13 protein-coding genes are annotated in these 13,314 nt (G+C 71.7%); 11 read left to right on the top strand and 2 right to left on the bottom strand.

The features are described 5' to 3' along the window. Nucleotides 1-101: 101 nt before the first annotated feature. A complete protein-coding gene (locus tag V6U77_RS10195; RefSeq protein WP_334606010.1) occupies nucleotides 102-908 on the top strand; it encodes a M23 family metallopeptidase in 807 nt (268 codons plus the stop codon). Between the two features lie 372 nt (nucleotides 909-1,280). After that, nucleotides 1,281-1,577, top strand: a complete 297-nt coding sequence (locus V6U77_RS10190) for a hypothetical protein (RefSeq protein ID WP_334606009.1) — start codon at nucleotides 1,281-1,283, stop codon at nucleotides 1,575-1,577. A 238-nt stretch (nucleotides 1,578-1,815) separates the two neighbouring features. Here the strand turns inward: V6U77_RS10190 and V6U77_RS10185 are convergent, their stop codons facing one another. Further along, nucleotides 1,816-3,807 carry an endo-1,4-beta-xylanase gene (locus V6U77_RS10185; protein WP_334606008.1) on the bottom strand — a complete coding sequence of 664 codons (1,992 nt, stop codon included), beginning with the start codon at nucleotides 3,805-3,807 and terminating at the stop codon, nucleotides 1,816-1,818. Between the two features lie 397 nt (nucleotides 3,808-4,204). Between V6U77_RS10185 and V6U77_RS10180 the strand changes: the two genes are divergently transcribed. From V6U77_RS10180 to V6U77_RS10155, 6 genes are all read left to right on the top strand, one after another. After that, nucleotides 4,205-4,891 carry a hypothetical protein gene (locus V6U77_RS10180; protein WP_334606007.1) on the top strand — a complete coding sequence of 229 codons (687 nt, stop codon included), beginning with the start codon at nucleotides 4,205-4,207 and terminating at the stop codon, nucleotides 4,889-4,891. Between the two features lie 6 nt (nucleotides 4,892-4,897). After that, complete coding sequence (locus V6U77_RS10175; RefSeq protein ID WP_334606006.1) at nucleotides 4,898-5,488, top strand: MauE/DoxX family redox-associated membrane protein; 591 nt, start codon at nucleotides 4,898-4,900, stop codon at nucleotides 5,486-5,488. Beyond that, nucleotides 5,485-6,033, top strand: a complete 549-nt coding sequence (locus V6U77_RS10170; protein ID WP_334606005.1) for a hypothetical protein — start codon at nucleotides 5,485-5,487, stop codon at nucleotides 6,031-6,033. The genes V6U77_RS10175 and V6U77_RS10170 overlap by 4 nt, the downstream gene beginning before the upstream one ends. Beyond that, nucleotides 6,030-6,965, top strand: a complete 936-nt coding sequence (locus tag V6U77_RS10165; RefSeq protein ID WP_334606004.1) for a peptidoglycan-binding domain-containing protein — start codon at nucleotides 6,030-6,032, stop codon at nucleotides 6,963-6,965. Before V6U77_RS10170 ends, V6U77_RS10165 begins: the two co-directional genes overlap by 4 nt. After that, entirely contained in the window at nucleotides 6,962-7,135 is a 174-nt protein-coding gene (locus V6U77_RS10160; protein WP_334606003.1) for a hypothetical protein, read from the top strand. Before V6U77_RS10165 ends, V6U77_RS10160 begins: the two co-directional genes overlap by 4 nt. A gap of 87 nt (nucleotides 7,136-7,222) precedes the next feature. After that, nucleotides 7,223-7,720: a hypothetical protein gene (locus tag V6U77_RS10155; RefSeq protein ID WP_334606002.1), complete on the top strand. Its 498-nt coding sequence runs from the start codon at nucleotides 7,223-7,225 to the stop codon at nucleotides 7,718-7,720. A gap of 117 nt (nucleotides 7,721-7,837) precedes the next feature. On the opposite strand, the gene V6U77_RS10150 is transcribed toward V6U77_RS10155, so the two are convergent. Further along, nucleotides 7,838-8,551, bottom strand: coding sequence for a hypothetical protein (locus V6U77_RS10150; protein ID WP_334606001.1), 714 nt, complete (start codon nucleotides 8,549-8,551; stop codon nucleotides 7,838-7,840). Nucleotides 8,552-9,077: 526 nt separating this feature from the next. On the opposite strand from V6U77_RS10150, the gene V6U77_RS10145 reads away from it, so the two are divergent. The 3 genes from V6U77_RS10145 to V6U77_RS10135 all read left to right on the top strand — a co-directional run bounded on the left by V6U77_RS10145 (nucleotide 9,078) and on the right by V6U77_RS10135 (nucleotide 13,297). Further along, nucleotides 9,078-10,598, top strand: coding sequence for a non-reducing end alpha-L-arabinofuranosidase family hydrolase (locus tag V6U77_RS10145; protein WP_334606000.1), 1,521 nt, complete (start codon nucleotides 9,078-9,080; stop codon nucleotides 10,596-10,598). A gap of 318 nt (nucleotides 10,599-10,916) precedes the next feature. Then, a complete protein-coding gene (gene araB, locus V6U77_RS10140) occupies nucleotides 10,917-12,593 on the top strand; it encodes a ribulokinase (RefSeq protein ID WP_334605999.1) in 1,677 nt (558 codons plus the stop codon). Further along, nucleotides 12,590-13,297 (top strand): L-ribulose-5-phosphate 4-epimerase, encoded by a 708-nt coding sequence (locus tag V6U77_RS10135; protein ID WP_334605998.1) that lies wholly within the window; start codon nucleotides 12,590-12,592, stop codon nucleotides 13,295-13,297. Before araB ends, V6U77_RS10135 begins: the two co-directional genes overlap by 4 nt. Nucleotides 13,298-13,314 lie beyond the last annotated feature (17 nt).

Raw genomic sequence — 13,314 nt, 5'->3', positions numbered from 1 at the left:
CCAGAACCAGCGACCGCCTGAACCGAGCGGAAGCCACAATCGGTGTTCTCCTCGGTGACGGATCGTCTCCGGTCGTCATTCACCGTGCAGCAAGGAACCGAGTGCAGACATTCGACGAAACATCGCCGATGGATCGGGCGGCGTCACGTGGCATCGACCGTCGCCATCTGCTCGGCCTGGTCACCGCCACGCTGGCGGCCGGCATCATTCCGGAGGCGTGGCTCGCGGAAGCCGCGTACGGCGCGACGCCGAGATGGAACCGGCCCTTCGACAAGTGGGTTCCGGTCACGTCCTCGTACGGGATGCGGACAGATCCGATCACTGGCGTGTCCAGGATGCACAACGGCACGGACTACAGCTATTCGGGGATTCTCGGCTATCCGGTCCGTTCGATCGCGGCGGGCACCGTGACCAGCGTCTCCTACAGCGCGAGCGGCCTCGGCCACAACGCCACCATCACGCACGCCGACGGTTGGCGGAGTGTCTACGGGCACATGCGGGAGGCTCCCACAGTCGGGACGGGCGTGCAGGTCGCCGCCGGTCAGCACATCGGCAACGTGGGCTCCACCGGCCGCTCCACCGGCGCGCACCTGCATCTTGAGATCTTCCAGCCGAACGGTCAGCGAGTTGACCCCGAGTCGGTTCTCACGGGTGCCCCGTACGCCGGGGCGCCCGGATCTCCCCCTGAGATTGTCACTAAGGATGGACTGATGTACCTCATCTGGAGCACCGGCGGCACCGGCTACCTGGTCACCCCCAACCGCGTCATCGGGCTGCGGTCGATGGCGCACTACAACCTGTTCAAGCGGATCATCAACTCGAACCAGGCCGCCGCCCAGCCCGAGGTCTTCAACGCGCTGGAGATCGACCAGATCAACGCGTACCTCAACGGGACGGTGCCTGCCTGATCCACTCCGGGGTCGCCTCGGGGACACCGGCCGGCTCGCTGCATCGGCAGCGGGCCGGCTTCCGGCATCTCACGATCGACCGCGAGCCCGGCCAGGGTCTCCTGCGAGGTGTTCCCGGCCGCGGAGCCGGGGACACCTCGCTCCACGGTCGTCGGGCGGGTCAGCCGCCGGTGATCGACAAGGTGGAGCGGGGTTCCTTCACGATGTCGCCGCTGTTGTTCGACTTGTCGATCTTCACGTTGGTGATCACGACGTTCGGCATGCTGCCTCCGCGCTGCACCTGACCCTGATGCTGTTCAGGCCGACCGACCTCTGTCAGGGGTGTTGGGCATAATCGGCTGGCTCACAAGGCACCCGATGGAGAGGAAACGTATGAAGCGCAACGTCGCACGCGTGCTGGCGGTCATGGCCGTCGTCGCGGCCGGATCGGCGGTGGCGTCCACGCCGGCCGCCGCCAGCGATGGCCCTGGAGACATCTGCGTGACCAACCAGGCCACCTGGCTGCGCGACCAGCCCTGGGGCGGCGTCCTACGCACCTTGAGCCCGGGGCGGGGCTTCCGTGTGCACTCGATCTACGGCGGCAGTGACATTCAGACCTGGTACTACGGCCACGGGGCCGAGGCGCCGGGGCAGGACGGCTGGATCCCGGCCGCCAACTGCCACTGGTAGAACGTACCGCCGGTTGCTGACCAACCGATCGACGGCGCTCCCGGGGTGAACGGGGCGATGGCCGGGCCTGTCCGGCCCGGCCATCGTCCACATCCTTCGGTACCGTGAGAGGCAGTTGCCGAACACGGTCTCGACCAGGGCGTCGCGCTGTACGCCCCTTCTCGCGTACGTGCCTCAGGCGGTACGGCGGCTGCCCGCCGACCCGACGGCGGGCGAGTCGCGGTACGGCGGGCCGGGCTCAGCCGGTCGTGCAGGCCAGCCCGTCGAGGGTGAAGTCGGCCGGGCGGCCGTTGCCCGTGGACCAACTGGCGAGGAAGCCGAACTCGACCGTCCCGCCGGCGGGCAGAGCGGAGTTCCAGGACGTGGGGGTGACCGTCACGTCCGGGCCGTCCTGGCGGATCGTGCCGTTCCAGAGCTGGCTGATCCGCTGCCCGTCCGGGAACCGCCAGCGCACCGCCCAGTCCTGGCGCGCTCGCAGCCCGGTGTTGGTGATCCTGAGGCTGGCCTGGAAGCCGCCCGGCCACTGGTTGGTGACGGTGTACGCCGCCCGGCAGGCCTCCGGCCCCGCGGTCGGCGTGGGCGTCGGGGAGGAGGTCGGGCCGACCGTGGGGGAGACGGTCGGCGTCGGCGTCGGGTCGATGCGGGTCGGGTCGACGATCGCCCAGTACGCCGACTTGGCCTGCAGTTCCGTGTCGAACAGCAGCGGCGCGTCCTTGCGGGCCACGGGGAAGGTGTCCAGCCAGGTGTCGTCGTCCGCCAGCCCCCACAGGGTCACCGAGGTCAGCTCGTCGGCGTAGCGGCGGTAGAGGGCGAACAGGTCCCGGTACCGGTACGCCTGGGTCAGCAGCCGCTCGGCCGGCGGGGCGGGGAAGGACTCGCGGTCGTTCACGTAGATGCTGACGTCCATCTCGGTCACCTGTTGTTCGACGCCGAGCGGGATGAACGCCTGCAGCATCGCCTCCGTCTCGGCGACCGACGGCCACTGGACGTTGACGTGCATCTGGTGCCCCACGCCGTCGATCGGCACCCCCTCGGCGCGCAGTCGGCTCACCAGGTCGCGCAGCCTGTCGCGCTTGGCCGGCACGTTGGTGTTGTAGTCGTTGACGTAGAGCTTGGCCGTCGGCGCGACCTCCCGAGCCACCCGGAACGCGGTCCGCAGGTAGTCCAGTCCGCTGATCTCGTACCAGCGGCTGCGCCGCAGCCCGTCGGACTGGTTCTCGTCGATCACCTCGTTGGCGACGTCCCAGACCCCGATGGCGTCGCCGTACCGGCCGACGACCGCGCGGATGTGCGCCTCCAGCCGGGACAGCAGCAGGGCCTTGTCGGCCGGGTCCGAGGTCAGCGGGGTGCCGTCGGTGTCGATGAAGACCCAGGCCGGGGTCTGCTGGTGCCAGACGAGGGTGTGTCCGCGTACCGCCAGGCCGTTGTCGGTGGCGAAACCGACCTGCGTGTCGGCGTCGGCCCACCGGAAGGTGCCCTCGGCCGGCTGGGTGGCGTCCCACTTGAGCGCGTTGCCGGGCGTCACCGTGTCGAAGTGCCGGCGCAGCAGGACCGCCTGGTCGCCGACGATCTGCCGGTTGCCGATCGCCGCCCCGATCGGGAAGTCGCCGGCCAGCACCTCACGCAGGGCCGGGATGTCGGTCTGCACCGGCTTGGTCGGCTGGTACGCCATGGCGAAGTCGTCGACGTGCAGGTCGGCGGTGCCGTCGGCGGTCTCCACGTACGCCGACAGCCCGTCGACGGCGTGGGCGAGCACGTAGGTGCCGCTGAGCCGGACCCAGGCGTCGGCGGTGACCGCGGTGTCACCCACCACCTGGTCGTAGGCGGAGGTGCCGCCGGAGTCGCGTTGCACACTGAGCCGGACCTGGCCGGGCGACTGGCCGGCGGCGAGCCGGACCCACACCGTCAGTGTGTAGCGGGTCCCCTCGACCATGTCGTCGAGCAGGTCCAGGGCCGGGCCCTGCCAGCTCGCGGTGCGACCGGAGGCGAGCAGGCTGCGGGTGCCGCCGTGGGCGACGGCGGTGCTGACCGCGACGGTCTCACCGCCTCGCGGCCGGAAGCCCTGCGTGGTGCCGTCCTCGAAGGTGGCGTCGAGCACCACGACGGGGTCGGCGGCGCGGGCGGGTGGGGTGGACAGGGGGACGGCGGCGGCCACGGCGACGGTGGCGAGGCAGGCCAGGGCCGACAGCCCCGGCAGAAGACGGCGACGGCGCGTCCAGGGAGCGCGCATGGGAGTGTCCTTCCGGTACGGGTGGCTGCGCGCGGACCGCCGGGCGAGGTGTTCGCGGGGGCGGTCGCACGCCGGTCGACCGGCATGAGCCCGCATGCCGGTGGTCGGTGGTCCCGCTCCGCTCGCGGCACCTGTTGCCGGGCGCCGCGTCGAGCACTGATGGTACGGATCACGCACGCGAGGCTCCAGCGTCCGTGGTGGGCGGGCGCCCCGCAGGTGCCCGTGATGCCACCGCGGAGCAGTCGTCCGCGTGCCCGCGGCGTCAGCGCGGGCCGGGACTGTCACCACCCGGTGACGACGATCGAGCTTGTCAGATATTTACAAGTCCGGATATCGTGCCGGTGCTGAGTTTCGGATCCGGACGAAGGGCGCTCGCATGGCAGTCAGAGGCGCACCGGTGACGCATCGCGCGATCGACCAGGGCCGGTTCCTGCTCGATGGTTCGCTCGACCTCAGTGCGCCGTTCACCTCCGTGGCCGACGTGACGATCGGTGGCCGACTGCACGAGTTCACGGCCGGCTCGATCGGGCTCGCCGACGACGTGGCCCGGACGCTCGGCGTCGAGACGTTCGACGAGGAACTCACCTACCAGGGCGGAACGCTGCTGACCGCGCGCATCCGGTCCTACGACCCACAGATCCAGTTGGCCGAGGAACGGCTCGTGGCGGTCTGGCGGGGGCGGCGACACTGCTTCTTCACCGAGATGTACGGCGCGACGACCACCGGTCTGCTCGGGGCGTTGCGGACACTGCGCGTCGAGGAGCACGACGACGGGCTGGCCCTGCGCCCGGCCTCGAAGACCGGGGCGGAGTTCGCCGAACCGGCCACCGTGCTCAAGGAGATTCCCGGGCTCGGCCTGCTGGAGATCGCACCGCTGACCAAGCAGCGGGCCGGGCAACTGCCCACCTGGCGTGGCCTGCGGACGCAGGCGGGCGAGCTCTTCCGCGACGTCCTGCCCGACGGGCAGCCCTACTTCGTCCTGGCCGCGGCGGACACCTGGCTCAGCCTGGTGCCGTTCGCCGACACCGACATGGAGCAGGTGCCCACCCTGGTCGACCGGCTCCGCGTCCAGAGGGCCAGGTAGGTCGCGATGCCCGCACTGCTGGCCAGCGTGGCCGCGTACACCGTCGTGCTCACCCTGCTCGTCAGCACCGCCGAGCACCTGTCACGGCCGGCGGCGCTCGCCCGGGCCCTGGCCGCGCACCGGGTGCTTCCGGCCCCGGTCGCGCTCGCCGCGGTCGCCATCGCCGGCGAGGGACTGCTCGCCGGCGCCGGGATCGTGGCGCTGCTGCACCCCGCCGGCGAGGGCCTGCTCGTCGCCGTCCTCGTCGGCAGTGCCGCGCTCCTCGCCCTGTACGCCGGCTACGGCCTGCACGTCAGGGCGACCGGGCGCGCGGGGTCCTGCGGATGCTCCCGGGTGGAACTGCCGATGACCGGCTGGGTGGTGGCGCGGGCGTCGGTCCTCGCCGGGCTGGCACTGGTCGCGCTGCTCCTGTCCGGCTCGACCATCGCGGCGGATCGCGCCGACGCCTCGCTCGCCGTCGTGCTGCTGGCCTCCGCCACGTTCACCGCGCTGCTGTGGCACCTGCCCGCCGCGATGTACGAGCCGGCGACAGCGACAGCCGGGCGGCCCACGGCCGGCCGGTCCATCGGTACGACAGAGGGAGGCCTGCCCGGATGAGCTTCCAGACCAGCGCACTGATCCTGAGCTGGATCGCGATACTTCTGCTGGCCTTCACGGTCTCCGGCCTGGTACGCCAGGTGCACGCGCTGTCGAGCGGTGCGGTCGGGCGCCGTGCCGAGTCGGTCGGCTTACGGCCGGGCGCGCCGGCCCCCGGATTCGCCCGGTTGGCGCCGGCGGCGCCGGCGGTTCCGCTGGTGCTGCTCTTCCTGGAGCCCGACTGCGGGACGTGCACCGAGGTGCTGGCCGAGGCGAACGACCACCACGACCGCCCCGGCCTGGAGTTCCGGGTCCTCTACCGGGAGGACCCTCCGGCGCGGGCGGCGGAGCTGCCGATCACCGTGCTCGGCGGGCAGGCGGAACTGTTCGAGCGCTACGACGCCCTCGCCACCCCGTTCGCCACCGTCGTCGACCGGGCCGGGCGGGTGCTGCGCGCCGAGCCGCTCGGCTCCCGCGCGGCACTGCACCGCCTGCTCGACGAGGTCGACAGCTCACCCGGCGGCTCCGCACCGGCGGCCGCCACGAATCAGGGAGGTCGGGCATGACCGGTCTCGACACCGTGCCCTGGCTGCGCGGAGACGACCCGGGGACCGGGCCCGCTGCCCGACGGGTGCCCGCGCAGCCGGGCGGCCGGAGCCGCGCGGCGTGGGCGCTGTCGCGACGCACCCTGCTGCGGGTGGGTACCGCAGCGGGCATGGCCGCCCTCAGCGTGTTCCCGGCCGCCCGCCGCGCGTACGCCGACGGCTACACGATCTATGCCGGGTGCCCCACGTACGCCAGCGACCACAACTGCTCACCGGGATGCGGCCCGAGCACGATCTTCGCCGACTCCTGCAACACCAGCGGGACGTACACGGGATTCCACAAGAACGACGGCGTCACCTGGATCCTGCGGCCGAACCAGTGCTACGGCGGCACCTACGACGGCTGGCTGTGGGCCTACAACGGGGCGTGCGGCGCCTGTGCCTGCTCGGTCGAACGCCGGTGCCACGACGGGTACAAGAAGACCAGCTCGGGCTGGGTGAAGTCGATCTGCCGCTGGAACACCAGGTGCGGGTGCCTGGGCACGGCCAGTTGGCCCACCACCCAGCGGAGCAACACCGGGGTGAACGTCTACACCGTGCAGCACCTGCTGACCGCCCGCGGGCACGCGACCGGGATCGACGGGATCTTCGGCAGCGACACCGAGGCGAAGGTGAAGAAGTTCCAGGCGGCGGCCGGCCTCGGGACCACCGGTGTCGTCGACGCGACAACCTGGCCGGCGCTCGTGAGCACGGTCCGCTCCGGAGCGAACGGCCACCCTGTCAGCGCCGCGCAACGCCAGCTGAACAGGCGCGGCTACGCGCTGGTGGTCGACGGGGCCTTCGGCCCGGCGACGGACGGCGCGGTGCGCGACTTCCAGCGGCAGAACGGGCTCACCGTCGACGGGGTGATCGGGGTCGACTCCTGGCGGACGCTGACCGGCGCCGCCGTATGACCCGGACGCTGCCGGGGCACGCCCGGGCGGCACTGCGCCGGGCCGGCGATCCCCTCGTACCCCTGGTGCTGCTCGCCGTCGGTGCGCTGGCCGCCGCCGCGTACGGACACGTCCTCACCTGGGCGGTGATCGGCGGGCTCGCGGGCTACACGCTCTCCGGCTCCGTTTGAACGCACAACAGCGCGCACGCGCTGGCCTCGCCCGGGTGGCGGGATCGAGATCGGCAGGGCGTCGTCCTCGCCCTGTTCGTCACGGGGTTGGTCGCCGGTGGCCTGCTCAGTGGACTGGTGCTGGGACTGCTCTCCGGCCTGTCCGCACCCCTGCCCGTCCGGTGGCGGTACGCGCTCATCGTGGCGGTGGCGGTGCTGGGACTGCTGCGCGAGGTGGGCCTGGTGCCGATCCGGCTGCCGCAGAACGCCCGGCAGGTGCCGCAGGACGTGCTTCAGCGCAGCCTGCGGCGCGGGGCGCTGCAGTTCGGCTTCGAGATGGGCACCGGGGTGCGCACCTACGTCTCGGCGAGCGCTCCGTACGTGCTGGCGGTCGCCCTGCTGCTCGGTGGTCAGCGGCTGCACGTCGCGATGCTCGCCGGGATCGGGTTCGGCCTCGGACGGGCGTCGACCCCGCTGGCCCGCCGTGCCGCCGGCACCGGCGACAGGTGGGACGCCGACCTGCGGGTACGGATCCGGACGATCACCGTCACGGCCGGCGTGGTGATCGTGGCCGCCCTCGGCCTGCTGGCCGCGCGGCAGCTCTGACCGCGCCGCGCCGCTCCAGGTCGGAAGAGCCGACCGTGCCCGGCTGGACGATCGTCACCCGAGGCCTGGAACCCGCACAGCGCGTCGCTCGTCGACCCGGTTCCGGTCGCGGTGTCCTCAGGCCAGGAGACGCTCGCGCATCGTCGCGCCCAGATTGATCACACCAACCGCCCGGGGGCCGCTCGGGTCGTGCACGTCGAGGGTGTTGTTGCGGCGCATCAGCTCACGGACCGCAGGGGGTAGCCGGGGCGGGTCGTCCATGGCCGCGAGGACCTGCGCGGCGGTGGAGATGAGCCGATCGGCCAGGGCGGCGCCGTCGGTGTCGATCCGCACCCGGCCGTACTCCCAGCCGGCCGTGGTGAGGTCGAGCACCTCGAACACGTGGGTCACCAGCGGGTTCGGGTCGGTCACCCGGTCCAGCCGGGCCGCCTGGCCGCCGACCACCGCGACGGCGGCGGCCACCTGCGCGTACGGGTGCAGGCCGCTCGGCAACGCGAACAGTGGCCACCGCAGGGCGTGGCCGGCCTCCGCCCACAGCGGCCGGTAGTTCCGGCGGTTCACCAGGAGCCGCCGGCCGGTCCGTCGGTGTACGTCGTGGGCCTGGGCCTGCAGGTCCGCGTGGGCCTCGTCGGCGACCTGGCTCACGATCCGGGCCGCCACCACCAGGCCGTCGTCGCCGTTCAGCATTCCGCCGACCGCCTCGACCTGCGCGGAGAACGGGATCCGCGCGTGGGCGCCGTACCGGTGCTGCACGTCCCGTAGCAGCGCCTCCTGCCGTCCCGCGTCGAGCTGGACCCGCTCGCCGCCCAGTAACTGCCGGAGCCAACGCATGTCGCCTCGTTTCAGCAGAGTCGTCCCGGACCGCGGCAATGCTAGTGCGTCAGACCCCCCTCGTACGGATGGGGTGGTTGGTCGGCGCGGCACCTCGCGGGTTCCTCCCGGGGGACCGTGCCGTCCTGGCAGGTCGGCCGGGCGACCTCGCCGACGAGCGGCCTGGAAACAGGGGCACGGTCGCGCAGGGGACCGGGCGGCCGGCGCTGGCCCTCGATCGCGCCAGGACCTGGCTGCGCCCGGACGGTTCCCGCCGGCGACCGTCCACGGCCGCGGCGGTGTCGGGGACGCGGCCCGGATCGTCGGTGGGCCGACGACTTGACGGGCGCCATGTTATCGCTCACAGTCGATGGCTAAGGGCGATGACGTGAGGGTCACCGGGCAGGCCTCGTGCGTCGATCCCGGATCAGGCGTGCGCCGGGGGCCCAGACGGTGTCAGCGCTCACTTCTGTGCCCTTCGCCCGCCCTGCTTGGTGACGCGCCCGCCGTCCGGCGGCCCGTTGGCTCTTGTCATCTAGGGAGGATCATGTCCGTCTTTGGTAGATTCACATCGATCGCACCGCCCGCGCGGCGGCGCGGGTGGCCGCTGCGGGTCGTCGCCGCAGGCCTGGCCGTGTTGGTGGGTGGCGCCGTCGCGGCGGTGGTGTCGTCGGCGCCCGCCACCGCCGCGACGGTCGACACGAGCGCGTGGTACGTGTTGGTCAACCGCAACAGCGGCAAGGCCCTGGACGTGTACAACCTGGCCACGAACGACGGCGCGCGCATCGTGCAGTGGGCGCGCAACGACGGCAGCCAGCAGCAGTGGCAGTTCGTGGACTCCGGCGGCGGCTACTACCGGTTGCGGTCGCGGCTGTCCGGCAAGGTGCTGGACGTCTACAACTTCTCGACGGCCAACGGTGGCGGCATCGTGCAGTGGGCCGACAACAACTCCACCAATCAGCAGTTCCGGTTGGCCGACTCCGCCGGTGGCTACGTCCGCCTGATCAACCGGAACAGCAACAAGGTGGTGGAGGTGCAGGGCGCCTCGACCGCCGACGGCGCAAGCGTCGTGCAGTACGACGACTGGAACGGCAACAACCAGCAGTGGCAGCTCGTCCGCGTCGACGGCGGGGGCGACCCCACCACGCCGCCGCCCGGCACCTGCGCTCTGCCGTCGACGTACCGCTGGACGTCCACCGGCTCCTTGGCGAACCCGAAGTCGGGGTGGGTGTCGCTGAAGGACTTCACCCACGCCCCCTACAACGGCCGGCACCTCGTCTACGCCACCACGCACGACACCGGGACGAGATGGGGTTCGATGAACTTCGGCCTCTTCGCGAACTGGTCCGACATGGCCTCGGCCAGCCAGAACACGATGTCCTTCTCCGCCGTCGCGCCGTCACTGTTCTACTTCGCCCCCCGCAACATCTGGGTCCTCGCCTACCAGTGGGGTTCCACCGCTTTCTCCTACCGGACGTCGAACGACCCCACCAATCCCAACGGCTGGTCGTCGGAGCAGGTGCTCTTCTCGGGAAGCATCTCCGGCTCCGGTACGGGACCCATCGACCAGGCGGTCATCGGCGACAGCACGAACATGTACCTGTTCTTCGCCGGGGACAACGGCAAGATCTACCGGGCCAGCATGCCCATCGGCAACTTCCCGGGCAGTTTCGGATCGACCTCGACGGTGATCATGAGCGACACGACGAACAACCTGTTCGAGGCCGTCCAGGTCTACAAGCTCCAGGGCGAGAACCGGTACCTGATGCTCGTCGAGGCCATCGGCGCGCAGGGTCGCTACTTCCGCTCGTTCACGGCCACCAGCCTGGGCGGTACGTGGACACCTCAGGCCGCGACCGAGAGCAACCCCTTCGCCGGCAAGGCCAACAGCGGCGCCACCTGGACCAACGACATCAGCCACGGCGAGTTGATCCGCAGCAGCGCCGATCAGACCATGACCGTCGATCCCTGCAACCTGCAGTTGCTCTACCAGGGGCGTTCCCCCAACTCCGGTGGCGACTACGGTCTGCTGCCGTACCGGCCGGGTCTGCTGACACTGCGACGCTGACCGGGTGACACCGGGTCCGGCACGAGGGATCTGACGTTCGCCAGCGACGCCGCGTGCCGGCGGCGGGCGACGGCACGGTCCGCGATCCGGATCGGGTGGGGCTGACGGGGTGGGCCCGGCGTCGAGGCCGGACCCACCCCGGGCGGCGCGGTGGTCGTCGCCTACCCGCGGCTCAATCGCTGGTTGGCGTCGCCGTGGCAGGACCAGACGATCACGCGGGTTCCGCTCATCTCCCCTTGCGGAGCCGATGCCGATGGACATCTTGACGTACATGTATGTGAGCGTTAACACTATGCCGGTCGTCGATGGGAGGCGGGCATGGCCGGTGTGGACGGTGCGGACGAGCGGTACGTGGTCGGAGTCGACTACGGCACCCTCTCCGGGCGGGCCCTGGTGGTACGGGTGCGCGATGGTGCCGAGGTCGGGACAGCGGTGCACGCGTACCGCCATGGCGTGATCGAGACCCTGCTCCCCGACGGCGGCCCGGCGCTGCCCCCCGACTGGGCACTGCAGGACCCGGAGGACTACCGCGACGTCCTGCGGCGCGCCGTCCCCGCCGCTCTGGCCGACGCCGGTGTGGATCCGTCGCGGGTGATCGGCATCGGCACCGACTTCACCGCCTGCACGGTGCTGCCGACGCTCGCCGACGGCACCCCCCTGTGCGAGGTCCCGGAACTGCGCCCCCGCCCGCACGCCTGGGTGAAGCTGTGGAAGCACCACGCGGCCCAGCCGCACGCCGACCGCATCAACGCGTTGGCCCACGAGCGGGGCGAGCCGTGGATCGGCCGCTACGGCGGAAAGATCTCCGCCGAGTGGCAGTTCGCCAAGGGCCTGCAGATCCTCGAGGAGGATCCGGAGATCTACCACCGCGCCGAGCGCTTCGTCGAGGCCGCCGACTGGATCGTGTGGCAGTTGTGCGACGAGGAGACCCGCAACGTCTGCACCGCCGGATACAAGGGCATCCGACAGGACGGTCGGTACCCGTCGACCGACTACCTGAGCGCCCTCCACCCGGCTTTCGCCGACTTTGTGTCCAAGCTGGACGGTCGACTGCTGCCGCTGGGTGACCGGGCCGGCAGCCTCAGCGCCCGAGCCGCCGCCTGGACCGGGCTGCCGGTGGGCATCGCGGTCGCGGTCGGCAACGTCGACGCGCACGTCACCGTGGCCGCCGCGCGGGCCCTGGACCCCGGTCGGCTGGTGGCCATCATGGGCACCTCCACCTGCCACGTGGTCAACGGCGCCCATCCCGCCGAGGTGCCCGGGATGTGCGGTGTCGTCGACGGTGGCATCAGCGCGGGAGCGTGGGGTTACGAGGCCGGGCAGAGCGCAGTCGGGGACATCTTCGGGTGGTTCGTCGAGCACGCCGCCCCGGCCGGGACCGCGTCGCACGAGCGCCTCACCGAGCTGGCCGCCAGCCAACCGGTCGGCGCACACGGCCTGATCGCGCTGGACTGGTGGAACGGCAACCGGTCGCTGCTGGTCAACCACGACCTCAGCGGGGTGATCGTCGGGCTGACCCTGGCCACCCGGCCGCAGGACGTCTACCGGGCGCTGCTCGAGTCCACGGCGTTCGGCACCCGGATGATCATCGAGGCGTTCGTCGGGGCCGGGGTGCCGGTGCGGGACCTGGTCGTCGCCGGTGGTCTCACCTCCAACCGGCTGCTCATGCAGATCTACGCCGACGTCACCAACCGCCCGCTGGGCATCATCGGCTCCGCCCAGGGGCCGGCGCTCGGCTCGGCGATCCACGCGGCGGTCGCCGCCGGGGCGTACCCGGACGTCCACCGGGCCTCGGCGGTGATGGGCCGGGTGGACGAGGGCGCGTACCGCCCGGACCCCGACAACGTGCGGGCGTACGACGCCCTGTACGCCGAGTACCGGACGCTGCACGACCACTTCGGCCGCGGGGGAGACGACGTCCTGCTCCGCCTGCGGGCGATCCGGAACGCCGCCGCCGCGGCGCCGGGTGAAGCGGTCCTGGAGGTGGTGGGATGAACACCGACGCGGCGCGGCAGGTGGGTGTCCTGCGGGAGACGGTGGCCCGCCTGCACGGCGAGTTGACCCGGTACGCGCTGGTGGCCTGGACCTCCGGCAACGTCTCGGCGCGGGTCCCCGGGCAGGACCTCATGGTGATCAAGCCCAGCGGTGTCGACTACGACGCCCTGACGGCGCAGACCATGGTCGTCTGCGATCTGGACGGGACGGTGGTCGACGGGGACGGGGAGCCGTCCAGCGACACCGCCGCGCACGCATACGTCTACCGGGCCATGCCGCACGTCGGTGGCGTCGTGCACACGCACAGCGGCTACGCCACCGCCTGGGCGGCCCGGGGCGAGTCGATCCCGTGCTGGTTGACCGCGCAGGCCGACGAGTTCGGCGGGGAGATCCCGGTGGGCCCGTTCGCGCTGATCGGCGGGGACGACATCGGCAAGGGGATCGTCAGCACCCTGTCCGGGCACCGCTCGCCCGCGGTGCTCATGCGCAACCACGGGGTCTTCACGATCGGCAGGGACGCCCGCGCGGCGGTCAAGGCCGCGGTGATGTGCGAGGACGTCGCCCGCACCGCGCACCTGGCCCGGGCACTCGGGCAGCCGCTGCCCATGGCGCCGGCGGACATCACCTCGCTCCACGACCGATACCAGAACGTCTACGGCCAACGCCCGGGCACCGGGTCACCGGGAGCGCCACGACGCCCCTGACCGGCATCACCGACCGG

Source organism: Micromonospora sp. CPCC 205546 (assembly GCF_036902715.1).
In the GTDB taxonomy this organism is placed as follows: Bacteria; Actinomycetota; Actinomycetes; order Mycobacteriales; family Micromonosporaceae; genus Micromonospora.
Note: the sequence above shows the minus strand (reverse complement) of the source record. Positions and strands in the feature narration are given on the sequence as shown.